A 26,276-nucleotide genomic window follows, 5' to 3' on the forward strand; every position below is an offset into this window, starting at 1 on the left:
CGAAGATCTTGATGATTTGAAAAATGAACTAGTAGCGTCATGTACCTATAAACAATAGTAATTCATAAAAAATTAAATCTTAAAAGGGATGTTTAGAAAATGTTGAGTCCAAGATTAATCGAATTATCAACTGATATTACTGAAAATAAGTTAGTTAATTTTTGGGAAGAAGTTAATGAAAAAGGCAGTCCATTGATTGAAGAAGTGAATGAAGAGAAGAAGAAATTAGTTACCTTTTTATACAAAGAAGAAGATTCCTTGGAAAATGTCGTTGTTATTTTAGGGCCTGCTGGACTTGATTTTAAAAGAAATAAAATGGTGAAGTTAGCTGATACGAATGTATGGTACCGTTCATACTTACTTAGTGAAGATGCAAAGTTTCAATATCTTCTCTCACCTAACGATTCATTAATTTATCCATTAGATATTTTGCCGGATTTTAAAAAGTTTGCAGAAAGAGAAGGGAATTTTATTAAAGACCCATTGAACAAACATCCATATCCGTTTGAAAATCCGATGGTTTCGACCGTTGGAATGAGTAGTGAAATGAAAGAGATATTCGATCAGAATCTCAAGGGTAAGACAGAAGAGTTTATTATTTGGAGTGATGAACTAGAACATGAAAGGAAAATTAACTTATACACACCAGTTGTTAAAAATAAAAATGAACCTTTGCCACTACTAGTGATGTTAGATGGTGAATTAAACCCCAGTATATTACCAGTAATAAAAATGGTCGATCAATTAATAGATATGGGAGAAATAAAGCCAATTAGTATCGCATTAATTGGAGACGGAGATAATAGAGAAGCTGAATTTGGGTGTAATAGCAGTTTTTCTAATTTCTTAGCTTATGAGATTATGTCTCACTTGAAGAATAGAAGGTATATTTTGGAAGAGGGCGATCATTGCATATGTGGATTTAGCTTTGCTGGTATTGGTGCTTTTTATACATCCTACTTACATTCTAGCGTATTTAAAAATGTGTTAATGGTATCGAGTTCACTATATTGGAGTCCAGTAGATTTTAACGAATCAGAATATCTTTCATGGTTTATAGCAAATCATGAAAAGCAAGAATCGAATATTTATATCGAGTGTGGAAAAATGGAGAATGATGATGAATTTCAGAGATATTATGGTGGAACGAGTAATCTTCTAACGAATCGACACCTTCGAAACGTATTACAATCAAAAGGTTACAATCTGAAATATCACGAGTTCAACGGTGGGCATGATTTTATCCAATGGATTGATAGTTTAAAGCGAGGGCTAATATATTTTTATGGACAAGGCAGGAGGTAGGATTTCGAAAGTGACTTTTGAAATAATGTATAGTTTTACTAAAAGGAGAATTACATTTTGGAAGCAAAATGTATTCGTTTTCATGAGTGTGGAAGTCTAGAGGATGTAATAAATGTTGAATATAGAGACATTCTACCACCGATGGATAGGGATATTCTAGTTCGAATGATAGCGCGTCCTATTAATCCTTCATATCTTATACCTGTGCGAGGTTCTTATTCGCATCGCATTGTTCTACCGACTGTTCCGGGTTACGAAGGAGTTGGTATTATAGAAGATGTCGGTTCTTTAGTTTCTAGAGAACTAATAGGTAGGCGAGTTTTACCGTTAAGAGAGGAAGGAACATGGCAAGAATTTGTAAGAACATCTGCTGATTTTGCGATTGCTGTGCCAAATTGGATGATTATATTGCTACACAATTATATATTAATCCAATGACAGCTTGGATAACTTGTACCAAAGTATTACGGTTAGGACCTGATGATACTATAATAGTAAATGCAGGTGGGTCATCAATTGGAAGGATTTATTCTCAGTTATCTACTATTCTCGGTTTCCAACTAATTGCCGTGACTAGAAGCAATGGACATACGAAAGAATTACTTCGACTTGGTGCTTCAGAAGTCATTAATACAACTGAAAGTTCATTAAAAAAATCAATAATTGAACGAACAGAGCGTGTCGGTGCAACTTTTACAATCGATTCTATTGGCGAGAAAGATGGGAGAGCATTAGCTTTATGTGTTCGTCCAGAAGGAACTTTACTAACCATTGAACTTCTTTAAGGTATACCTGTAAATGGTCTAAGATTTCTAGTGAAACGAAAGTTAAGATTAAAATGTTTCACTTAAAGCATTGGAATCAACAAATCTCTGTGCAACTTGGCAAGAAACATTTATAAAATTGATGAAGTTAATTCATGAGAGCAAATTAAACTTAACGACACCAGATTCTTTTTATAACTTGGTTGATGTAAAAGAAGCGGTTCGTGTTGTGCAAGACTCTAGCAAAAATAAAGGGAAAGTCATGTTAACGCCTTGGTAACCAATTATTTATGATGAATTTTGGGAGATATGTGAGATGTCAATTATACAAGGGACCTTTGATAATATTAAAAGAAAAATAAAAACAAGACATTTATTTTTTGGTTGTGTTACTTATATTTTGCTACTAACGTTTTCATACTATATGTCTGTATTAACCCCAGGTCGTTCTATTCTGAAATCTATTATTTCATCCTTGGTTTCAATCATTATATTACATTATTCTTATAAATTGTGGAAAAGTAATTTAATGGATACAAATCCATCAAGACTAATGTGGATTGTTTCCATTGGAATGTTGTTAATCGGGATTGTCTTACCTCTGATAGTTGTGGTAATAGTTTTATTCATGATGATAATATAGGTTTGCGTAAGCACCATTGGATAGTTAGAATCGGGAATGAATCTAATTGCAGATAGGGCGACATGAAACTTTTATGGTTATAATCCGTAGAAGAAAGCAATAATTTTATATATTTAATGAACTGGAAAACTGTAGCTAGGGTTCCGCTATTTATAGGTCTGTGACCGAGGGCTACATCTTTTACAATAATGTAGAAGGCACCTATTGACATAAAAGGTCCGAGGGGAAAAGTTCAGCGTATTTGTGATGCGCTGATTATTATTCTCTCGGGCCTTTTTAATTTTATAAGGGGGAGTTAGTAAATGAAGAAAATTGATGAATTAAGAGCAGGTGTGGCAATGGTTATTTTGGATAAGGACAATCGTGTTTTATTACAAAAAAGAGCTGATGTAAGTAGGTGGGGAATTCCATCGGGACATGTGGAAATAGGAGAAACAGTCACGGAAGCGGCGGTGAGAGAAGTAAAGGAGGAAACGAATTTAGATGTGAAGATTACAAAGCTGATTGGTGTTTATTCAGAACCTTCATCACAAGTATTTTCTTATCCGAATGGCAAAGTCGTACACTTTATAACGACATGTTTTCTTGCAGAAGTGATCGGTGGAAAACTAAGATGTCATTCTTCTGAATCATTAGAAGTGAGCTTCTTTGAACATACGAAGTTACCGACAGATCTATTAAACATGCATCCATATTGGTTGAACGATGCTTTATCAGAATCTGAAAAGGCATTTATTCGATAAGGATGTGGATAGTTTAGACGAAATGAGTTTAGGTCAAACAATGACTGTGGTACGGTATAATTACTTTAATTATTCGATCGAATTGACTGGATTAAATGTTAATAAATGGAATGTTGTAATATATAAATCTTACTAAATATGTGGAAGGAAGAATTCTATGAGAAAAAGTAAAAAGAGTAGAGACAAAGGTGACCAGTTCATTACTATGTTAGATTTGACAATGGATATAATAGTATTTTTTCCGAGGTTAATCATAAGTTTTATTCGATCGATTTTTTGAAGGAGAATTTTTATCGTTTTAACACGACTGGAAATACCCGCCAAAATCATGGCGGGTATTCGTGCTTTATCATGATTTGTTGTTAATTGACTTCAGCAGAAACTCCTTTAGCTATAATCGCTTCAATCTTATCTTTGCTTTCAACTCGATCAACTAAAGTGTTCCCGTTACTTTGACACCATGCTTCGATGTCGCGAGTAAAACCAGGATCTGTTACTGATATCTTGACGATTTGCCCATTCTCTAAATTTTTCATTGCTTTGTTTAAGTTCATAATCGGGCCAGGACAAGAGAGTCCAGTTGCATCAATTGTTACGTCTATATTATGACTTAAACTCTCACTTTTCTCTCGTTTTAAATCATCCTGATAGGAATCGGAACAAACGTTTTTCACACAAGAATATGTTTTGTATCCTCCGCTTAAATTAATTGGCTTGAATCCGTTTTGTTCGAGAATTCGCGTTGCCAAATAACCTCGCAAACCAACTTGACATGTAACATAAATAGGCTGTTTCGATGGTAGTTCACCCAACCTATCACGTAATGTGCCTAGTGGAATATTGACCGATCCAGGTATAGAGCCCATCTCCACTTCCATCGGATCTCGTACATCGACAAGGCAACCTCCATCGGAAATAATGTCATCAATTTTATCGAAGTGCACGATTGCCAATTCTCCGTCAGCTACGTTTGATGCGACATATCCGAGCATATTAACTGGATCTTTCGCCGAAGAATACGGTGGTGCATACGCTAATTCCAACTCTGGCAAGTCGTATACAGTCAATCCGCCTTTGATGGCAGTCGCAATCACGTCGATTCGCTTATCAACTCCATTAATACCTACGCCTTGAGCTCCGTAAATCGCACCGTTTTCAGGGTTGAAAGTGAGTTTCAATGACACGGGGAAACCTCCAGGGTAATAACCAGCATTTGATGCAGGATGGACGTGAATCGCTTGATATGGAACGCCTAATTTTTTTAACGTTTTCTCGTTATTACCGGTGGCCGCAACAGTTAAGTCAAATACTTTTGCGATGGCGGTACCTAATGTGCCTTTGTATTTAATATTTTTACCATAAATATTATCGGCGACAATTCTACCTTGACGATTTGCAGGCCATGCGAGCGGAACCATCGTTGGCGTTTGCTGATTGTAATCCTTGACTTCAATCGCATCTCCAATCGCGTAAATGTTAGGGTCCGAAGTTCGCAATGTCTCGTCGACGATTATGCCACCACGTTCACCGACTGGCAAGTTAGCAGAAACAGCTAATTCATTTTGAGGGCGAACACCGATAGATAAAATCGTCATGTCACTCTCTAATTCTTGACCGCTTTTCAAAACTATTTTTTTACCGTTTTCAGCAAAAGATTTTACGCCATCATTCAAAATTAATCTCGCTTTGCTGCGAAGGTGGTCGTGAACGATGGAAGCCATTTCGTAGTCAATTGGTGCCATGACTTGATCAGCCATTTCCACAATTGTAACGTCAATTCCACGTTCATGAAGATTCTCGGCCATTTCTAAACCAATGAATCCTCCACCAACAATAACTGCTTTCTTTGGCATTTGGTCGTCTACCCATGTTTTGATTTTATCTGTATCTGGAATGTTTCTTAATGTAAACACATTGCTCGTATCATCCAATCCTGGAATAGGAGGAACGATTGGTCTTGCACCGGGAGATAGAACCAACTCGTCATACGATTCTGTGTATTCTTCCCCTGTAGTAACTTTTTGCACTGTGGCGGTTTTTTCTTCTCGATTAATTGAAGTAACCTTCGTTAAATTGCGAATATCGAGATTGAATTTATGCGACATTCCTTCGGCCGTTTGTACGAGTAGTTTATTTCTATCTTGGATCGTTCCACCGATATAATATGGTAGCCCACAATTGGCGAATGAAATATGCTCTCCTTTTTCAAAAACAATGATATGAGAATTTTCATCGATTCGTCGAAGTCTGGCTGCAGCAGTAGCGCCCCCGGCAACTCCACCAACGATAATAATTTTTTTAGACATAATAAATAACCTCCTAATGAATATTTGTTTAATCGTTTAATATTGAATAAATACCTATATGGGTATATTAACCTTGATTGACCACTATGTAAATATATTTAAATGATAACTTGTGACTATCCCGTGAAAGTTCATACAAATGAAATTTCGATGAATATAAAAAAAGAGGCCTTCACTGTGAAGGTCTCTAGCAAGTTATTTATTCTGTTTTTGTACGTATTTTTTATATTTTGATAGAACCTTAGAGTCATAAGTAGGATGATTATCTTGAACGAATGGTTCGAATTTAGCACCGTACGTGTCGATAAGTTTCTTTGTCGCGAAAGGTTTCAAGAATAGTTTATTCAAATAGTACTCCCATTCTTCCAAGTCACCACTGAGATTGTCACCTCTTTGATAGCGGTGTGCCAACTCCTCTAATTGAACACGAACAAGCCCGATATTTATAAAATAGATCGCAAGTAAAGCGATCACAACGACAACGATAATAATAAAAGGCAACATTGGATTTCCTCCTTCCTGCTCATCACTATGCAGGTCGAACCTCTGAAAATCATAACATGAATTCATGATTTTTGTCGCGAAAAAAGAAATTGGGGGAAATCTTGAAATTTCAACTATGCCCAGGTAGTCTAATAGAAAGAAGGAGGCGATTGAATGAGTAGTTTAACAAAGATGACAGTATTTGGATTTATCGTATGCATTGTCATTGGAGTAGGATTATCCTTTGTAATAGGAAAAGGTGAACAAACCTATCAATCATTAGAAGAAGGAGATATTGGGTATTTAGTTCATCAAGATGAAATGGGATCAAGTCCGTTTGACCGTGCATTTGACACCACTTTCAAGATACGAGTGCAAGTGACTGCTCCTGAAAAAATTAAGAATATCACTTCTTTTATTAATATATATGAGTATGGTGAACATATCGCGGAATACCGACTCGGTGGTATGCATTATGATGACGAGTTTTCATTTTATAGTGGTGCTATTGACTTTGCGCTGGGAGGTATGAGGAATACTGATGAAGATGAAGAAGGTTATTATTGGACGCATGTCATCCAAGCAGAAGAAGGAAGTTTAAGAAGTACAATGGATATGTTAGATGAAGGAGAATTAAAAGGGTACGTAGAGATGAAGGATGGCCCAGTGAACGATGGAGAATTAGTTATGAATGGTGTTGGTGTGATTGAAGGACCAAATGCAATGCAATCTTTTTCCGGTGATCGAGATGAGTTTTATCAATGGGCCGAAAATTACGAGAGAGTGTTTGCGTATGAAATACTTTTTTCTTCTGAGGAAATAGATATTGAACCAGGCGAAAAATGAACTGGTGAAAGAAACGTATTGGTATTACATCGGATGGCCATGATAAAAATGCACAATGGAAATGAAACGAAGAACCGTCATATTTATGACGGTTCTTCGTTATCTGTAATACTTATTTCTCTTGCTCTTCCCAACTATCCACTTCTTTTTCAGCCTCTTCTTTGGACTTGCCGTATCTTTCTTGGAGCTTACCTACTAACTTATCTTTGTCTCCATCGACGTGTTTTAAATCGTCATCGGTTAATTTTGCCCATTTCTTTTTCGTTTCTCCTGTTAGCTGTTTCCATTTGCCTTTTAATTGATCTTGATTCATTATATATCTCTCCTTTTAGAGTTTTTAATTGTTCTTATATAATAACTGTTCCACATTATTTATCCGCTAAAACATAAATGAGCGAATATGGTAAAATAGTTGGACTGTGTTTTGCTGAAACGTTGTCGTTCTATGCACTAAAATAGTGGGTTATGATGAAATTGCCGCTGTATGCACAAATTCAGTGTTTTATGCTGAAACATCGTCGTCCTATGCACAAAATTTGTGGGTTATGCTGAAATTATAGGTGTCTATGCACAAATTCCATCCACCTATGCTGAGATTAGAATAATTATCATGTCCTTCCCCCCTTCAACGCAACAAAATAGTTTCAACTTTTCCTTTCAGGGAAATAGGTACTGTTATCTTTTTTTATATAAAATGATCCAAAACGTTCGCTCCTTCGTTATGATTAGTAAGGAGACTACCTAGAATGAGGAGATAAAGATGGGAAAACTTGATGATCTTCAGCTTTATGAGCGCGTTCAAGAAAAAGATAAGTCCGCGCTGGAAGCTCTTTACGACAAATATGAGCGTCTTCTTTATTCATTTTCGTATAAAATGGTGAAGGATCCTGAAGTAGCAGAAGAGATTGTTCAAGAAGTGATGATCAAGCTATGGAAGGGAACAGGAACTTATTCACCTAAATATGGGAAGTTTTCATCGTGGCTATTAACGGTCACAAGGCATACCTCAATTGATTATTTGCGGAAACAACAGAAAGTCAGCACAGAAGAAGTGCACACGGAAGTGGAACTTCACGACAATCAACCTCCATTAGAACAAATGGTAGAATGGAAACAACAAGGTGAGCGACTGCGTGAAGCCATGACAACATTAAAAAAGGATCAACAGGTGATCATAGAGTTATTTTACTTTAAAGGCTTTTCACAAAGGAAAATATCCGAAAAAGTGGATATACCTCTTGGTACGGTAAAAGGGCGTATTCGCTTAGCGTTAAAACATTTAAAGGCTGAATTATATGAGGAGAGGGGGGATTTACAATGACAAAGCGCAAATGCGATCAAATCATTGATTACTTCAATGATCAGTTATCTAATGAAGAAGCAAAAACATTCGAAGAGCATGTGCAAAGTTGTGAATCCTGTCAGGAGGAGTTAGATGAATTGCGAGAATTAACTGACGACCTTCCTTTTATATCAGAGCCTGTGGAACCTCCCAATGGTATGAAAGAAAGAGTATTGTCGAACGTTTTTGCAGATGAAAAAGAAAACGAAACATTAGAGACGATACGAATGACACCGTCTAACAAAAAAGATGATGAGATTGTTGTCAATCGACGAAAAGGAATCTCACCATTTGTTTCTGGATCTATTGCAGCAGCTTTGTTACTTTCACTAATTGGTAACGGATATCTTTGGAATGAGCAACAAAACTTGAGTCAAAATAAGCAAGAGTTAATGATGGAACGAGATATGATTGAGTCTGATTACTTTGCTTTGTTGGAAGAAGCGGAGGAGGAATCTGGTGGGGTATCAGATGTATTGTTGACCTCTAATCTCTCTGCAACAGAAGACGAAGGTGCTCAAGGCGAAGGGGTAGCAACGATCATTGCTGAAAACGGAAATGTAGATCTAGTTATCCAAGTAGAAGATATGCCAGGAGTAACTGGAACGGAAGTATTCCAAGCTTGGATCATAGAAGGTGAAACTCCTCATCCGGCAGGAAACTTTAATATAGACGAGAATGGCAATGGTGCAGTGACATTTAGAATTAGTGATATGGAAGATTTCCAAATTGACCAAATTGCGATTACGTTAGAACCACAACCCGCTAATGAACAGCCAGAAGGGCAAGTTGTTTTAGCTTCTCAATAAAATCGATACCGACGATAAAGTCAATTGACTTTATCGTCGGTATTTTATTTTGGATAGAAGAAAGTTCATGACAGACTCTAAATTTTTAAAAAATTTTTTCTGTTTTAGCCTTTCATGACAACGTTCGTCCACTATTTAAATTTTTTTTTAGAAAAAGTTGATCCAAAAAGTGATCCATTTTCGTCTGCCTCTCGTTATCTTGGGTAAGAACAAAAAACAAACCAAACAAGGAGAGTGTTTTAAGATGAATTGGAAAAGATCATTAGCAATTGTACCGCTTAGTGCAGCATTATTATTCCCAGCAGGTGTTCTCGGAGCAGATCACGGAGATCACGGAGAGGAAGGAAATGAGGATAATGGTCATGAATATGAGCTGAACGTATCGACGCCAGCATCAGATTTGAGAGCAACATTGGATATGTACTTATCAGAGCATGCATTTCTAGCCGTGGTGGCGATGCAAAAGGGCATTGATGGATCAGAAGATTTTGAAGCAGCAGCTTCATCCTTGGCCAATAATACTGACGATCTAACAGGAGCGATTGCAAGTGTTTATGGTGATGAAGCTGGTGAACAGTTCCGCGGAATGTGGGAAGATCACATCGGATTTTTCGTTAATTACGTAACGGCAACAGCGGAAGATGATGAAGAAGGTCGTGAAGCAGCTTTAGAGGCATTAGATAACTACAGAACAGACTTTTCAGAATTTCTTGAAACTGCAACTGACGAAAGACTTGAAGCAGGTGCATTAGCCGAAGGACTTCAAATGCACGTAGACCAACTAGTTTGGGCATTTGACCAATATAATGATGGCGAATTCGAATCAGCGTACGATAATGTTCGCGAAGGAATTCACCATATGTTCGGTGTAGGTAAAGGATTATCAACAGCAATCGTCGATCAGTTTTCTGATGATTTCGATGGGTCTCATCCTGATACACCCGCAGCAGATTTACGTGCAGACTTGAACCATTTACTTTCCGAGCATGCAGCTTTAGCAACTCTTGCAATGCAAAAAGGAATTGATGGCGCAGAAGACTTTAATGCAACAGCTGGTGCATTGAATCAAAACACTGAGGACTTAAGTGGAGCAATTGCTTCAGTTTACGGTGATGATGCAGGAGAAGCGTTCCAAGATCAGTGGACGGAACATATTGACTTCTTTGTTAACTATGTCGTAGCTACTGCAGAAGAAGATGAAATGGGACAACAAGAAGCATTGGATAACTTGGATGGATACCGTGTCTCATTTGCAGAGTTTCTTGAAACAGCAACGGAAGAGCGTTTGGATGCAACAGAGTTAGCTGATGGATTGCAAATGCACGTTGATCAGTTAGTTGGCGCTTTTGATAGTTATGTGGAAGGTGACTATGAAGTAGCTTACGAGAACATTCGTGAAGCGTATGCCCATATGTTTGGCGTAGGTGAAGGACTATCAGGAGCAATCGTTGATCAGTTCCCTGAAAACTTTGAGTCAGGCATGCCAACTGAAATGCCTAAAACAGGGCTTGGTGGCATGAGTGAAACGAACCAAAGTTCAACTTGGATTCTATATACAGTAGCTTCTCTTTTCCTAGCATCATTCATCGTAATGATTGCAAGAAGAAAAGTTGTTACACAATAGTTTGATAGAAAAAATTAGCTTAATGCAAAGGTGATAACAATGAAGCAATGGATGCTTGGTTTGTTCCTGCTGTTAGCAGCTTGTTCCACTCAGAATGATGAAGAAGTGGTTGAGGAGATTTCTACGAACATGGCTGAAAATAATATAACTACTCCAGTTGATGACGAAGGGAGTGAGGATGCTGGTCAAGTGTCAGCTTCCTCCCCCACTACATCGTTAAAACGCCCGTCCGAATTAGCAGAGAGAGAACGCTCTTCCGTCATGAGTTATGAGCGAGCAGGTATTGTTCCTCTTCGAATTGTGATTCCTGCAATTGAGGTAGATGCGACGATAGAACATGTCGGTTTACTTGCGAGTGGACAGATGGATGAACCATCTGAAATGGAAGATGTAGCCTGGTTTGAAGGTGGTTACATGCCTGGTGAACAAGGGAGTTCTGTTCTAGCAGGACATGTTGATAGCAGAACAGGGCCAGCCATCTTTTTCGATTTAGATAAGCTCGAGCAGGGAGATGAAATTATTATCACTGATGGTGATGGTGAAGAGAAAGTCTTCGTCGTGCAAAAAAGTGAAGCGTATAACCGAAATGATGCACCTTTGCAGCAAATATTCGGTTATTCCTACCGCAGCCAGCTTAACCTGATTACATGTACTGGAGAATTTAATACTGAAGCGGGAACACATGACGAGCGACTTGTCGTTTACACTGTTTTGAAGGAAGATTTATAGATTGCTTGACCTGACCGGTATGCCTGGTCAGGTTTTTTGGCTTGATTTGCCGTGGTATGGCGGTGGTATGCACAAATTCTGTGTTTTATGCTGAAACACCGCCGTTCTATGCACAAGATGTGAGAGTTATGCTGAAATTTAAGGTTTCTATGCACAAAATCCACTCTCAACATGTTAAAATGTGGGTAATCTAGTAGAGATGGTGGGTGAGAGTGATCGATCAACCAATTTTACAACTAAAACAACTATCCAAAAGTTTTGCTAATGAGAAAGTACTTAATGAGATTGACTTAACAGTGGAAACTGGAGAAATCGTCGGGTATATTGGACCAAATGGTGCCGGAAAAAGTACCACAGTGAAGATCATGCTTGGACTTATTGATGAGTATGATGGAGAGGTTCGAATTTTTGGCGAGGATATTGCTAAAGGGGATTCCTCATATAAAGCAAAAATAGGTTATGTGCCTGAAACGGCGGATTTATATGAAAATTTAACCGCTTTTGAATATTTTACATTTGTCGGTGAGTTATATGGAATGGAAGCAAGTGATGTCGATACAAAAGCGAAACAACTAGTCAACCTATTAGGAATTGAGGAAGTGTATCATACGAGAATTTCATCTTTTTCCAAAGGGATGAAACAAAAGGTGTTGATCATTTCTAGCTTGCTACATAATCCTGATTTGTTGTTTCTTGATGAACCGTTAAGTGGTTTGGATGCAAATAGCGTAATTGTCGTCAAAGAAATCCTCGCGAAACTGGCAGCGGAGGGGAAAACGATTTTTTACTCTTCTCACATTATGGAGGTAGTCGAGAAGATTAGTCATCGAATTGTGCTTCTGGCCGATGGGATGCTGATTGCTGACGGGACTTTCGAAGAATTACAAGGACAAAATAAAGACGGTACGCTTGAGGAAATATTTAACGAACTAACAGGATTTGATGAACATAGTCAGATTGCTGAGCAATTTGTTTCCGTTGTTCAAGAAGGACAGAGATGAAGAATTATCCTTCCTTGAAGTTTATCGATTTATTTAAAGGGATATTCCAATTCTTGGGTGTGAATTATCCCGTCATGCGTAAAATCCTCCAAATTAAATTGACAATGGACCGTCGAAGAATTCCGACGATATCCAATAACAGTGGAAAAAATAAGGATGATGACTCTAATCAGTTTTTGAAATCATTATGGATTTATGCTTTTTTAGGTTTGGTATTGATTCCGTTTGTATTAATAAGGGAAAGCTATATTTTTCCAATGAGTCTTGTTTATGGCGTCCTAATGTTCCTCTTAATGACGTCGATGATTTCTGATTTCTCACAAGTGTTGCTCGATATCAGGGATAAGAATATTTTAAATACAAAACCAGTCGATAAAAGAACAGTTAATGCCGCAAAGGTTGTTCATGTAAGTATATATATGTTTATCCTGACTGGGACGATCGTCGCGATTCCATTGATTGTTAGTTTATTTACGCGTGGAATTCTGTTTTTTCTCGTCTTTCTCGCACAAATTATTTTGATTGATCTATTAATCGTAGTTATGACCGCTTTGATGTACATTCTAGTTCTTAAATTTTTTGATGGAGAAAAATTAAAGGATATTATTAATTATGTACAAATTGCTCTATCCCTTACGATTGTTGTAGGATACCAACTCGTGATTCGAGCATTTGAATTTATCGATATGGATTTCTCGGTTACTGCCGAGTGGTGGCATCTGTTTCTACCGCCGATTTGGTATGGTGCAATGTTTGAAGTGTTATTAGGACAGGCTAGGGATGGCTATTTGATTCTTTTTTCATTGCTTGCCGTGATTGTTCCGATTATTTCAATTTATATCTATATCAAGTCGATTCCATCGTTTGAGCGAAACTTAGAAAAATTGTCGGATCGAGGCATAGCGAAGAAAAGTAAGTCGGATCGAATTGGTTCGTGGATTTGTGCAAGTAAAGAGGAAAGAACGTTTTACAACTTTGCACAAAAGATGATGAAAAACGAACGTCAATTTAAGTTGAAAGTGTACCCCTCTTTTGGACTATCATTTATTATTCCGTTTATCCTTATTTTCAACGAATTACGGATGAGTTCATTTGCTGAACTTGCTGATAGTAGGTATTTTTTATCTGTGTACTTTACTTCGTTTATGATCCCGACGATTATTCTAATGCTGAGGTATTCAGAAAATTACAAAGGATCATGGGTCTTTCATGCACTGCCGGTTACGAGTATGAGTAACCTTTTCAAAGGGACGCTGAAAGCATTCATGGTGAAATTGTATTTCCCGATTTTTTTAGTGATTAGTATAGTTATGACGATGATTTTTTCCATTAATATTTGGTTTGATTTAATAGTCGTATGGTTAGTATCAAGTTTGTTTGTACTGATCTGTTTTAAATTGATCAATGATGTTAAGGTACCGTTCTCCGAGTCGTTTGAGATGACGCAACAGGAAACGGGGAAAGTATTATTGTTATTCATCCCGATCCCTATTTTCTTCGGTTTGCATTTTTGGATGACCACTTTCGAATATGCTATATATGGTTACGGGGCAGTTCTATTTATCGCTAATATAGTGTTTTGGCGGAGGTTATAAACCTCTTAAGGAAAAGTGCTAGAGTTGATCTAGCACTTTTGGTAGTGGTTTATTTTTAATAAGAAATTCTTTTGAATATGTGGACTACAGGGAATACATTGATTATGATAGTAGTATGGATAAGATACATTTTCGTTAAATACGAAACCGATTTCGTTTATGGGTTAAGGAGGGGGTTAACATGTCGAAAAAATATATTTATTTTGTTATTGGATTTATTGTTGTTTTAGTATTAGGCAGGTCAATTACGATACTTATTCAATCTAATAGTGATGAGGATTTGCCCTCTGAGCAAGAAGTTTTTCAAAGGGAAAACGAAGAGACAATTTCAGAAGAGGAACATGAACAAGAGAATCTGTCATACCAAAATAGTGAAATGCTAGTTGAAGAACGGGTGGAAGACTTGCTCGGGCGAATGACGTTAGAAGAGAAAATTGGACAAATGGTTCAAGGAGAAATAAATACAGCAACTCCTGAGGATGTGGAACAGTATTTTCTTGGATCAATCTTAAATGGAGGTGCATCAAGCGCGGAACCTAATACTGTGGAAGCATGGACTTACATGGTTGAGGAGTATCAAAATATGGCTTTATCAACGAGATTGAAGATTCCAATTCTCTATGGAATTGATGCGGTACATGGTCACAATAATCTCTACGGTGCTACGATTTTTCCGCATAATATTGGTTTAGGAGCTGCAAATGATGCAGAGCTTGTTCGACGAATTGGCGAGGTAACCGCCAAAGAAGTCAAAACTACTGGGATGAATTGGACGTTTGCACCAGTACTTGCGATACCACAAAACGAGCGGTGGGGACGCACATATGAAGGTTTTGCAGAAACAAAGGAAATTGTAACAGAACTTGCAATAGCTTCTCTTGAAGGGTTTCAAGGTAATCCTTCAGATAGCGATTTCATGCAAGGATCGAATGTTATTGGAACAGCAAAGCATTGGGTAGGCGATGGTGCAACTCAGGATGGCATTGATCAAGGAGATATTCGGCTTTCTGAGGAAGAGTTAAGGTATCATATTGAACCCTATATTGCAGCGATCGAAGCTGGAGCTAGAACAGTGATGGTTTCATATAGTAGCTGGAACGGATTGAAGACGCATGGAGATTACTATTTAATAACAGAAGTGCTAAAGGAACAACTGTCATTTGACGGACTTGTAGTTTCCGATTGGAATGCTCATGAACAGGTACACGAAGACTACACCGAAGCTGTAAAACAAAGTGTTTTAGCTGGTATTGATTTATTTATGCTTCCTGACAGTTGGGAGGAGTTTATTCCTGTATTAACAGAGCTTGTGGAAGCGGGAGACATTCCAATGTCGAGAGTTGATGATGCAGTTTCGCGGATTCTTCGTGTGAAGTTTGAAGCTGGAATATTCGAAGCGCCATTCACAGATCGTAATTTATTAGAAGAGGATAGTATTGGTTCTGAAGCCCATCGTGAAGTAGCGAGGGAAGCTGTAAGGAAAAGTCTTGTGCTTTTAAAGAATGATGATCAATTGCTCCCTTTATCTAAGGAAGATAAGATTTTTGTGGTAGGAAATAAAGCTGATGATATTGGTTACCAATCAGGAGGTTGGACAATAGATTGGCAAGGATCTCCAGGAGACATCACGCCAGGTACGAGTATTATGGAAGGAATTGAAGCAATTGTTTCAGATGCAACCACTGTCACGCACAGTAGAAATGGAGAAGGCGCAGAGGGGCACGATGTCGCTATTGTTGTCGTTGGCGAAAAACCATATGCTGAGATGGAAGGAGATACAGACGACTTGACGTTAAGTGAGGAGGATCTAGAGTTACTCGAAACGGTTCAAGGATCTGGCATTCCAACGGTTGTGATCATGCTTTCGGGGCGGCCGATGATAATCACCGATGAAATAGATGATTGGGATGCGTTTGTTGCTGCGTGGTTACCGGGGACAGAGGGGCAGGGAGTAGCAGATGTCTTGTTTGGAGATCATCCATTCACAGGAAAACTTTCATTTACGTGGCCTCGTTCGATGGAGCAAATTCCAATCCGCGATGGGGACAGCGACTATGACCCACTATTCCCATACGGGTTTGGATTAAAAGCAGAATAAAGGCAAATTCATATGCTAAACGGATGAGCTTTCACAATGGGAAGCTCATCCGTTAACATACAACTAATTATCAATTCACAGGTACATACCCAGACCGTTCGACTAACTTTTGACCTTGCTCGGAAAGGATCCATTCGATGAAGTCGTCCACATGAGAGTTTTCGGTCCCAGCTGTCACGATGTAGAACTCAGAAGATATTGGGTAGCTATCATCAGCTATCGATTCTTTGTCAGGGTAAATACCTTCTATTTCCAAATGTTTAATGTCCCCATTTTGGACCATTTCTGTTGAAAAATAACGAAAAGAGTACCCTAAAGAATTACGGTGATTATGATAGTCTGCCGTCTCTGAAATGATTCCTCCCATGCCACCGGCGACGTCTTCTGTCGGAGGTTCCGTAAGTGAATAATTCTCCATTAAGTTTTCCAAGGCGGTTTGACTACCACTGTCAGCTGGTCGTTGAAAAGCTCGAATCGCTTCATTCTCACCACCAACTCCCGTCCAATTAGTGATCTCCCCTGAATATATCCCTCGTACCTCATCAATGGATAATTCGTCTACTGGATTACGAGCATTCACAAAAAACACAAAAGCCTCACGTCCGATTGGAGTAAGCTCTAATTCCACTCCGGCTCGATCGGCTTTCCCCTCTTGTCCTGTCGAAGGTCCGGCAACAAAAATGATATCTACTTCACCATCGATCAAACGGTTATATGCTACGTCGGTTTGTGTTGAAACGACTTCACTATTGTGAATAGTATGAGGATCATATTCCCTCTCAGGGTATACGGCTTGTGCAAATGCGGAGTAAACAGGGTAAAGAGCTGTTGCTCCGTCGAGTGTTGGTAAGCTGTCAGCTATATGATAACTAGCTTCTTCTTCTAATGAAGCTACATTAGTGCCATCTTCAAAAGGTTGATAGTCATACAAGTCGATCCCACGATCGGTAACCATCTTTAAGCTATCTATGTATGCATTGTAACTCCAATAAGAAATTACGGAGACTACAACAAGACTGAAAAAAGAAATCGTCGTGATTTTAAGTGTTTTTTTACGAAGTTTGCTGAATAAAATAAGAAACAAGAGCACGATTAAAAAAACAGCGATCACTCCAACTAAAGGTGTATAAAACTGCAAACCCCCTGCGAAAGCAGTGATAATCGCTCCGATATATCCTGCACCGGCTATCATAGCGCTTAAAATAATGAAGTAAATGATTCTAGTAGTAAGTTTCATTAACAACTCTCCCATTACGACTTCCCTTAGTAAAATCGTTTATGTATCCTAAGTTTTTTGTTCTTATATCTTAACATAATCTTCAATAGAGTCATTGCTTAAAAACTATGCTTTTCTATATGATCCTAATACGATAAAGGAAAAACATTGACATTACTTTGATCTAATAATAAAATTGGAGTGAATAATGAGAATAATCGCATAATTGTAAACGCTTTCTAAAATATAGTTCACAGAACGTAACCCAATACATAAAAAGTACCATAAATATTGACCATTCAGCTCATATCTTGAACGAAAATTATATTTATATTTGTAAACGTTTTCTAAAATGGAGGTTCCCTAATGAGTCCAACAATTAAAGATATTGCTAAAAAGGCTGGCGTTTCAATCGCAACAGTATCAAGGGTAATTAATAATTATCCATTTATTAAAGGAGCAACGAAACAGAAAGTAAACAATGTGATTGAGGAGCTAAATTATTATCCTGATCTAATTGCACGAAGTATGATCAAGAAAAGCACATCAAATATTGGTCTCATTGTAGGAGGACTAGATAACCCGTTCTTTGCGGAAAGTGCAGAAATTATTATTAAGGCAGCTGAGCAATATAATTGTTACGTCACTTTATATTCAAATGAAGAAGATGAAGAAAAATTGAATAGATATATTGAATTGTTAGTACAAAAGAGGGTAGACGGTGTCATCATTGGATCTGTGTATAAGGAATCAACGTTGGATCTCTTGAATAAAAGTAAAATTCCTTATGTATTTTACAACCGTCGTAATAGAGATAAAAATACAGACTATATTATTCAAGATAACCATAAAAGTGGTTTTGACGCTACTAGTCATCTAATTAGCTTAGGACATACAAAAATTGCAATGTTACATGCTGCGATTCACTCAGATGTAGTGGAAAACCGTTTAAAGGGATATTATGACGCTTTGAAAGCTTCTGGATTAAAAAATTATGACCATTTTGTTCAGGAGGTTGGATTTAGGAAAATTAAACCAAAAGTAAAGCAAGCGATTGATGAATTGTTGGAAGCTAAAGTTAAACCGACAGCAATAGTAGCTAGTGCTGATTTTATTGCTCTTGAGGTCATGGAAAATTTAGTACAAAAAAGTTTCAAGGTACCAGATGATATTGCTTTAGTTGGATTTGATAATATTCATGTATCAAGCCATTCGTTAATAGGATTAACTACCGTTAGTCAACGAGTTGAAGAAATGTCCCAATTAGCTGTAGACAGATTAATGCAAAAGATTGAAGCAAGAAAAAATGAAGAGGAAGATACTACGCCTTGGAAAATCAAACTTCAACCAAAGTTGATCGTTAGAAAAACTTGTGGAGCGAAACAAGGTTAATATTATCAATCAAAAAAATCTTCCAATCGATGTCAAATCTAAATAGATTCAAAGTATTCTCTTCACTTTGAAAGTTTCATCTACTCAACTTGGGATGTTTTTGTAAACGTTTACAAAATGTAGGGTAGAGATAAGTCATGCTAAGGAGGTGAGATATGAGTAGTTTCGTTTAATTTATCACCATTCAAGAAGATGAAGTTTTCGATAAAAAAAGGAGTGGATAACGTTGAAACCAAAAGTCTTTATAGCAGTTTCAGTACCACCTGAAATTGAAAAATATATAGCGAAACATTGTGATTATCGAAAGTGGGAGGGAGAAGGGACGATTCCCCAAGATGAACTTTTAAAGGAAGTTTCAAATGTTGAAGGGCTTTTAATACAAGGAATAAAAATTGATAAAAAATTACTTGATCATGCGCCAAATCTGAAGATTGTCAGTAATGTATCAGTTGGCTACAATAACTTTGATATTGAAGCGATGCGAGACAGAGGTGTTATAGGCACACATACACCTTATGTATTAGATGATACGGTGGCTGATCTCGTTTTCGGCTTAATTTTAAGTACTGCAAGAAGAATTCCAGAATTAGATCAATATGTAAAACAAGGAAAGTGGAAAAAAAGTGATGAAACAAATTTGTATGGTACAGATATTCATCACAGTACATTAGGTTTAATCGGCATGGGGAGAATCGGAGAAGCCATTGCGAAACGTGGGAAATTCGGGTTTGACATGGATGTCTTGTATTATAACCGCACTCCTAAACCGAAAGCGGAAAAAGAGTTAGGCGTTTCATATACACATTTCAAAGAATTATTACAAAAATCAGATGTTATTGTACTTATGACGCCACTCACTTCAGAAACGGCCAACCTTATTGGAGCCAATGAATTTAAGCTCATGAAAAAGACTGCATTTTTCATTAATACATCACGTGGCCAGACTGTAGATGAAGGAGCTTTGTTGGAGGCATTGCAGACAAAAGAAATTCTTGGAGCAGGACTTGATGTTTATCAACAAGAACCGATTAACCCAGATCATCCAATTTTAAGACTACCCAATGTAGTCACAGTTCCTCATATTGGTTCAGCAACAGCAAAAACAAGGCAAGATATGGTGAAAGTTGCGGCTGAAAATTTAGTCAAAGCTGTCACAGGTGATAAACGACAAAATATTGTTAAAGACCTGGCGTACATCAATCCAGATAAAGTGTAAAAAGAACGTAAAACTTAGAATGGGAGGAAATGATGGATAAATTAATCGCTATAATGGGTGATACGAAAAAAATCGTGGGAAATATTGCGACGACAGCGGCTGGTCCTTCAGGAGAACTTCCACTGACATCAGAAATGTTACTGAACTCGGCAAGTGGGGATTTATTCGGTCTATCGCAAAATGTCGGGATGGGCTGGGAATCATCGAAACTGACAGGAAGGCAAATATTAATTCTTGGAACATCAGGTGGAATCAAAGATGAGAATGAAAAACCGATTGCCCTAGGCTACCATACCGGACATTGGGAGATTAGTAACTTAATGAAGGCGGCAGCGGAGGAGATCAATCATTTCGGAAATATTTCGTTTGCTGGCTTCGTCAGTGATCCATGTGATGGTAGGACGCAGGGGACAAAAGGGATGTTTGATTCGTTGCCATATCGTAACGATGCGGCCATGGTGTATCGGCGATTAATTCGTTCATTACCAATGCGTGAAGCGGTGATTGGTGTTGCTACGTGTGATAAAGGGCTACCAGCAATGATGATGGCTGTTGCTTCTATGCATGACTTACCTGGTGTGGTTATTCCTGGTGGCGTGACTTTGCCACCAACGGTAGGAGAAGATGCAGGAAAAATTCAAACGATTGGTGCAAGATATTCAACGGGAGAACTCTCTTTAAAAGAAGCGGCCGAACTTGGTTGCCGAGCATGTGCTACGCCAGGTGGCGGTTGTCAATTCCTGGGGACGGCAGCAAGTGCGCAAGTCGTTTCGGAAGCGTTAGGGATGTCTTTACCTCACGCTGCCTTATCTCCATCGGGGCAACCGATATGGGAAGAAATGGCGAGACAATCGGCGCGTGCCGTGATGTCTGCGGCAGCTGATGGGATCACCATGAAAGATATTTTAACCGATGGGGCGATTCGTAACGCGATGGTTGTTCATGCGGCATTCGGTGGATCGACGAATTTACTTCTACACATTCCAGCAATCGCTCATGCTGCAGGCCTTCGTATACCTGACGTTTCTGATTGGATTGAAATTAATCGGAAGGTACCTCGGTTAGTTAGTGCTTTACCTAATGGACCGTTGGATCATCCAACCGTTCGTGTATTTTTAGCTGGAGGGGTTCCTGAAGTGATGCTTCATTTACGTGATCTTGGCTTATTAGATGAAGAAGTTCTGACGATAAGCGGAGAACGTTTGAAAGATGTTTTAGACTGGTGGGAGAATTCCGAACGTCGCCAACTAGTAAGGCAGCAGCTTGTTGAAAAAGATGGTGTCGATCCTCAAGATGTGATTATGGGTCCAGAAAGAGCGAAGTCATATGGAATGACATCGACGATCACGTTCCCAACGGGGAACATTGCCCCAGAAGGCGCTGTTGTAAAATCAACATCGATCGAAGCTTCAATGTTGGATGAACATGGTATCTATCGCCATAAGGGAAAGGTGAAAATATTTACTTCAGAAAAACAGGCGATTAAAGCGATTAAAGTAGGGGACATCGTTGCTGGTGATATTATGGCATTGATTGGCTGTGGCCCTTCTGGTACAGGGATGGAGGAAACATATCAATTAACATCTGCATTGAAACACCTTTCGTTTGGTAAATATGTGACGCTGATAACAGATGCTAGATTTTCTGGTGTATCTACGGGAGCTTGTATTGGTCACGTTGGACCGGAAGCCCTTGCAGATGGACCTGTTGGAAAACTACGTGATGGGGACGTTGTTGAAGTCATCATTGATTGTCACAAACTCGAAGCTTCTGTTAATTTCGTTGGAGAAAAGGATCATGAGTGTGGCCGAGAAACTGGTGCAGAATTATTAAAGCAGAGGTCGCCACACCCTGATCTAGCGCCCCATGCGGACCTTCCAGATGATACAAAACTGTGGGCAGCTCTTCAAGCTGCTAGCGGTGGAACATGGAAAGGGAGCATTTATGATTCAGAGCGAATTGTCGAGTTATTAAAAAAAGGTATAGACCAAGAGCAAAAAGAATTAATCAAGTAGAAGGAGGGGGAAGGTTGAATATTGTCCGTTTTATAAATGATAGCAAGAACATCGCGCTAGGAATATGGGAAAATGAGAAAGTCTATGACTTAACAAGTATATTGAAAGAGAAAACCAATGATGTGATGGTTCTTCATGAAAAGGTAACTGAAAAAGGGCAATCTCTTTCGTCGTTCATTTCTAAATTACCTTATCAAGAAACTTCGAAAGTCTATGACTATCAGTCTATCAATCTAATAACACCCGTTGAAGCTGTTGAAGTTTGGGCATGCGGAGTAACCTATGAAAATAGTCGTATGGCTAGGAATTCAGAGATGGAAGAGTTAACTGAAGGAAGTATTTCCTTCTATGACAAAGTCTATGATGCGGTCCGCCCGGAAATATTTTTTAAATCGACAGCAGCTAGAACCGTGGCACCGAATAAATCCGTGTGCATTCGTAGCGATTCTAATTGGCAGATTCCTGAACCAGAAGTAGCGTTAGTGTTAAGTCAAAGGGGAGAGATCATAGGTTATACGGCAGGGAATGATATGAGTAGCCGTGATATCGAAGGAGAAAATCCGTTATATTTACCACAAGCAAAAGTATGGAGAAATTCCTGCTCATTTGGACCTTCTATCCGTTTAGCAGACACTGTTCAGGATCCTTATAACCTTGATATTCAATGTCGCATTTTCCGTAATGGTGAGTTAATGGTTGAAGGGGAGGCAAATACGTCACAATTAAAGAGAAAATACGAAGAACTTGTTGAATTCTTAGGAAGAGACAACCCGATTTTTACGGGTACAGTGCTATTTACTGGAACTTGTATTATTCCCCCGGATGAATTTACATTGCAAGAGGGTGACCGAATCGAAATTGAGGTATCCGGTGTCGGAGTGTTAATAAACGATGTGAAAAACACGGCTTCTATTGTGTCAAAAACAGAAATGATCAAATAGAACAAATAATAACGATGAAACGATAATTGAGGAGGAGTAATTATGACAACGTGTTTAAATTATATTCAAGGACAGTGGAAAGAATCTCAAACAGGTGATGTGAAGGAAATCTATAACCCTACGAACGGCACCGTGCTAGGGAAAGTTCAGCAATCATCAAAAGAAGATGTGGATGAGGCGGTAGCAGCAGCGTCTGAAGCTAAACGTGCATGGCGCAAATTATCAGGAGCTGCAAGAGGACAATATTTATTTAAGGCAGCTGATATTTTAGAAAGCCGAATCGACGATATTGCAAAAACAATGACAGAGGAAATGGGAAAGACTCTACCAGAAGCCAAGGGTGAAACTGCTCGAGGCGTAGCCATTCTAAGGTACTATGCAGGAGAAGGGATGCGTAAAACAGGGGATGTGATTCCGGCGACAGATAGTGAAGCTCTTATGTATACGACTCGCACACCATTAGGCACTGTGGGTATTATCACCCCGTGGAATTTTCCAGTTGCGATTCCAATTTGGAAAATGGCGCCTGCGTTAATTTACGGAAATACCGTTGTTATCAAACCAGCAACTGAAACGGCGATAACAGGAACAAAAGTGGTCGAATGTTTTTACGAAGCGGGTATTCCAGAAGGTGTGATTAACATGGTTACCGGAGCTGGATCCGTTGTTGGGGAACGAATTGTAGAGCATCCGAGCATTGCCGGGATTACTTTTACGGGTTCTGATAAGACTGGAAAAAGAATTGGTCAAACAGCATTGACTAGAGGAGCGAAGTACCAGCTTGAAATGGGAGGAAAGAATCCAACGATCGTAGCTTCTGATGCGGACCTTGATAAAGCCGTGGCAGGTACCGTAAGTGGGGCATTCAAGTCTACTGGGCAAAAATGTACGGCGACAAGTCGCGTTATTGTTCATCAAGATATTAAAGATCAGTTTGTTGATAAGCTTCTATCTGCGATGGAGGAAATTAAAATCGGGGATGGCTTACAAGAAGGTATTTGGATGGGCCCATGTGCTTCAGAAGGACAGATGAATACGGTCTTAGACTATATTGACATAGGCAAAAAAGAAGGAGCAAAGCTGATTCATGGTGGTAATCGATTATCCGACGGGGCCTTAGGTCAAGGGTATTTCGTAGAACCAACGATTTTTGATGAAGTAACTAGTAACATGAAGATTGCTCAAGAAGAAATTTTTGGACCTGTAATTGCGATTATGACATTTTGTGAAATTGAGGAAGCTTTTGAACTTGCCAATGACACGGATTATGGTTTAAGTGCTTCGATCTATACGGAAAAAATCGGTGGCATGTTAAAGTTTGTTGAGGACGTCGATGCCGGTCTCGTACGAATTAATGCTGAAACAGCAGGTGTGGAACTGCAAGCACCTTTTGGAGGAATGAAACAATCGAGTTCGCATTCCCGTGAACAAGGTGAAGCAGCGAAAGAGTTCTTCACATCAATAAAAACAGTGTTTGTAAAAGGATAAAGAGTATATCTATTAAAAATGCGATGTCTTTAGAGCCTGCATTCAAAGAGGCTGAATTAAGTGTTGGCGTTCAAAAAGAAGTACTAAAAGGTGAGTGAAACTAGAATATTATTTTAGAAAGGACAATAATTATGACACAAATTCAAAATCCTATTTTACCAGGGTTTCATGCAGACCCTTCCATCTTAAGAGTCGGAGAAGATTATTATATTGCGACATCTACATTTGAGTGGTTTCCTGGCGTGAGGATCCATCATTCAAGGGATTTGAAAAATTGGCGGAATATTTCTAGTCCGTTAACTCGAAAATCACAGCTTGATATGAAAGGAAATATGAATTCTGGTGGCATTTGGGCTCCATGTCTCAGTTATAGTAATGGAACGTTCTACTTGATCTATACTGATGTGAAGCAGTGGCACGAAGCATACAAAGATACCCATAACTATTTAGTAACTGCAGAAAATATTGAAGGACCTTGGTCAGAACCAATTTATTTAAATAGTAGTGGATTTGATCCGTCCCTATTTCACGATGATGATGGGCGGAAATGGTTTGTAAACATGATTTGGGATTATCGGAAAAAGAACCATTCGTTTGCAGGAGTTGTCCTGCAAGAATATTCGGAAGCGGAAAAGAAGCTTATCGGACCTGTGAAGAATATCTATAAAGGTAGTGATATTCAACTTACTGAAGCTCCTCACCTTTATAAAAGAAATGGATACTATTATCTTCTTGTAGCAGAAGGTGGAACGCAATATGATCATGCCGCTACGATGGCTCGATCTAAAACAATTGATGGACTTTATGAAACGGATCCGGATTATCCACTTCTTACATCGGCAGGTAAACCGGAACTAGAATTACAAAAAGCTGGCCATGGTAGCCTTGTAGAAACACAGAAGGGTGAATGGTATATTGCATACTTAACGGGACGTCCGTTAAACGGAAAATACTGTACTCTTGGACGCGAAACAGCGATTCAACCTTGTGAATGGTCAGACGATCACTGGTTACGATTGAAGAATGGTGGGAATTCTCCGGACTTGATCGTTGAAGGACCGAACTTGCCAGAGCATCCATTTGAACCAGAGCCTGAAATAGATCGTTTCGACAGTAAAGAACTTTCCCATCATTGGAACACGTTAAGAATTCCAGCGGATCCGTCATGGTGTTCTTTGGAAGAGCGTCGAGGATTTTTACGGTTGCGAGGTATGGAATCTCTCTCTTCGGTTCATAGTCAAAGTCTTGTGGCTAGAAGGCAGCAGTCATTTCACTGCGAGTTCGAAACGAAAGTAGATTATGCTCCAGAGTACTTCCAACACATGGCAGGTCTAGTCGTTTACTACGATACGGAAGATCACGTCTATCTTCATGTGACCCGCGACGAAGATAAAGGAAAGTGCCTTCAGATCATCGAAACAACGAATGGTAAGTATGATGAGATACTTGCCGAGCCTATTTCGGTTCGAAATGATGGCAGCATATATTTAAAAGGTGTAATCAATAAAGATAAATTGACACTTTTCTATAAGGAAGATGAACAGGATCAGTGGGAGCAAATTGGATCGTCGCTTGATGTAACTCACATGTCCGATGACTCTGCTGAGAAAATTCGGTTCACGGGAACTTTCATTGGTATGAGCACACAAGACTTAAGCGGAATGAAAAAAGCAGCTGATTTTGAATACTTTATCTATAAAGAAGATTCCTTTTAATAAAC

General features: G+C 38.8%; 20 protein-coding genes and 1 pseudogene. 17 read left to right on the forward strand and 4 right to left on the reverse strand.

From position 1 onward, the window contains the following. The first annotated feature begins 99 nt into the window (after positions 1-99). From ACM26V_RS20815 to ACM26V_RS20825, 3 genes and pseudogenes are all read left to right on the forward strand, one after another. Complete coding sequence (locus ACM26V_RS20815; protein ID WP_416148687.1) at positions 100-1,305, forward strand: alpha/beta hydrolase; 1,206 nt, start codon at positions 100-102, stop codon at positions 1,303-1,305. Positions 1,306-1,362: 57 nt separating this feature from the next. Next, positions 1,363-2,349: pseudogene (locus ACM26V_RS20820) on the forward strand (zinc-dependent alcohol dehydrogenase family protein). 665 nt (positions 2,350-3,014) lie between these two features. Then, positions 3,015-3,455, forward strand: coding sequence for an NUDIX domain-containing protein (locus ACM26V_RS20825; RefSeq protein ID WP_416148688.1), 441 nt, complete (start codon positions 3,015-3,017; stop codon positions 3,453-3,455). Positions 3,456-3,817: 362 nt separating this feature from the next. On the opposite strand, the gene ACM26V_RS20830 is transcribed toward ACM26V_RS20825, so the two are convergent. Then, entirely contained in the window at positions 3,818-5,761 is a 1,944-nt protein-coding gene (locus tag ACM26V_RS20830) for a CoA-disulfide reductase (protein ID WP_416148689.1), read from the reverse strand. 195 nt (positions 5,762-5,956) lie between these two features. Beyond that, on the reverse strand, positions 5,957-6,265 hold the full coding sequence (locus ACM26V_RS20835) for a hypothetical protein (RefSeq protein WP_416148690.1): 309 nt from the start codon (positions 6,263-6,265) through the stop codon (positions 5,957-5,959). A 153-nt stretch (positions 6,266-6,418) separates the two neighbouring features. Here ACM26V_RS20835 and ACM26V_RS20840 point away from each other — a divergent pair, with 153 nt between their 5' ends. Further along, a complete protein-coding gene (locus ACM26V_RS20840) occupies positions 6,419-7,090 on the forward strand; it encodes a hypothetical protein (protein WP_416148691.1) in 672 nt (223 codons plus the stop codon). Between the two features lie 112 nt (positions 7,091-7,202). On the opposite strand, the gene ACM26V_RS20845 is transcribed toward ACM26V_RS20840, so the two are convergent. Further along, a complete protein-coding gene (locus tag ACM26V_RS20845) occupies positions 7,203-7,403 on the reverse strand; it encodes a CsbD family protein (protein ID WP_416148692.1) in 201 nt (66 codons plus the stop codon). Positions 7,404-7,850: 447 nt separating this feature from the next. Between ACM26V_RS20845 and ACM26V_RS20850 the strand changes: the two genes are divergently transcribed. The 7 genes from ACM26V_RS20850 (at position 7,851) to ACM26V_RS20880 (ending at position 16,288) form a co-directional block, all read left to right on the forward strand. Continuing rightward, the gene (locus ACM26V_RS20850; protein ID WP_416148693.1) at positions 7,851-8,411 is read left to right on the forward strand and encodes an RNA polymerase sigma factor; all 561 of its coding nucleotides are present in this window, start codon (positions 7,851-7,853) and stop codon (positions 8,409-8,411) included. Then, on the forward strand, positions 8,408-9,241 hold the full coding sequence (locus tag ACM26V_RS20855; RefSeq protein ID WP_416148694.1) for an anti-sigma factor domain-containing protein: 834 nt from the start codon (positions 8,408-8,410) through the stop codon (positions 9,239-9,241). Before ACM26V_RS20850 ends, ACM26V_RS20855 begins: the two co-directional genes overlap by 4 nt. Positions 9,242-9,485: 244 nt before the next feature. Further along, complete coding sequence (locus ACM26V_RS20860) at positions 9,486-10,865, forward strand: copper amine oxidase (protein WP_416148695.1); 1,380 nt, start codon at positions 9,486-9,488, stop codon at positions 10,863-10,865. Positions 10,866-10,904: 39 nt separating this feature from the next. Next, entirely contained in the window at positions 10,905-11,594 is a 690-nt protein-coding gene (locus ACM26V_RS20865) for a class F sortase (protein ID WP_416148696.1), read from the forward strand. 215 nt (positions 11,595-11,809) lie between these two features. Continuing rightward, positions 11,810-12,595, forward strand: coding sequence for an ABC transporter ATP-binding protein (locus ACM26V_RS20870; protein WP_416151932.1), 786 nt, complete (start codon positions 11,810-11,812; stop codon positions 12,593-12,595). After that, positions 12,592-14,190, forward strand: a complete 1,599-nt coding sequence (locus ACM26V_RS20875; RefSeq protein WP_416148697.1) for a hypothetical protein — start codon at positions 12,592-12,594, stop codon at positions 14,188-14,190. The genes ACM26V_RS20870 and ACM26V_RS20875 overlap by 4 nt, the downstream gene beginning before the upstream one ends. A 181-nt stretch (positions 14,191-14,371) precedes the next feature. Beyond that, positions 14,372-16,288, forward strand: coding sequence for a glycoside hydrolase family 3 protein (locus tag ACM26V_RS20880; protein WP_416148698.1), 1,917 nt, complete (start codon positions 14,372-14,374; stop codon positions 16,286-16,288). A gap of 70 nt (positions 16,289-16,358) precedes the next feature. Here the strand turns inward: ACM26V_RS20880 and ACM26V_RS20885 are convergent, their stop codons facing one another. After that, positions 16,359-17,525, reverse strand: a complete 1,167-nt coding sequence (locus tag ACM26V_RS20885) for a PstS family phosphate ABC transporter substrate-binding protein (RefSeq protein ID WP_416148699.1) — start codon at positions 17,523-17,525, stop codon at positions 16,359-16,361. A 345-nt stretch (positions 17,526-17,870) separates the two neighbouring features. Between ACM26V_RS20885 and ACM26V_RS20890 the strand changes: the two genes are divergently transcribed. The 6 genes from ACM26V_RS20890 to ACM26V_RS20915 all read left to right on the forward strand — a co-directional run bounded on the left by ACM26V_RS20890 (position 17,871) and on the right by ACM26V_RS20915 (position 26,271). Next, a complete protein-coding gene (locus ACM26V_RS20890) occupies positions 17,871-18,896 on the forward strand; it encodes a LacI family DNA-binding transcriptional regulator (RefSeq protein WP_416148700.1) in 1,026 nt (341 codons plus the stop codon). 226 nt (positions 18,897-19,122) lie between these two features. Then, positions 19,123-20,112, forward strand: a complete 990-nt coding sequence (locus ACM26V_RS20895) for a 2-hydroxyacid dehydrogenase (RefSeq protein ID WP_416148701.1) — start codon at positions 19,123-19,125, stop codon at positions 20,110-20,112. Positions 20,113-20,141: 29 nt separating this feature from the next. Continuing rightward, complete coding sequence (locus tag ACM26V_RS20900) at positions 20,142-22,127, forward strand: YjhG/YagF family D-xylonate dehydratase (protein ID WP_416148702.1); 1,986 nt, start codon at positions 20,142-20,144, stop codon at positions 22,125-22,127. Positions 22,128-22,141: 14 nt separating this feature from the next. Beyond that, positions 22,142-23,068: a fumarylacetoacetate hydrolase family protein gene (locus ACM26V_RS20905; protein ID WP_416148703.1), complete on the forward strand. Its 927-nt coding sequence runs from the start codon at positions 22,142-22,144 to the stop codon at positions 23,066-23,068. Positions 23,069-23,110: 42 nt separating this feature from the next. Next, entirely contained in the window at positions 23,111-24,556 is a 1,446-nt protein-coding gene (gene gucD, locus ACM26V_RS20910; protein ID WP_416148704.1) for an alpha-ketoglutaric semialdehyde dehydrogenase GucD, read from the forward strand. A 131-nt stretch (positions 24,557-24,687) separates the two neighbouring features. After that, complete coding sequence (locus tag ACM26V_RS20915; RefSeq protein ID WP_416148705.1) at positions 24,688-26,271, forward strand: glycoside hydrolase family 43 protein; 1,584 nt, start codon at positions 24,688-24,690, stop codon at positions 26,269-26,271. Positions 26,272-26,276 lie beyond the last annotated feature (5 nt).

Source organism: Salipaludibacillus sp. HK11 (assembly GCF_047795645.1).
Lineage (GTDB): Bacteria > Bacillota > Bacilli > Bacillales > Salisediminibacteriaceae > Salipaludibacillus.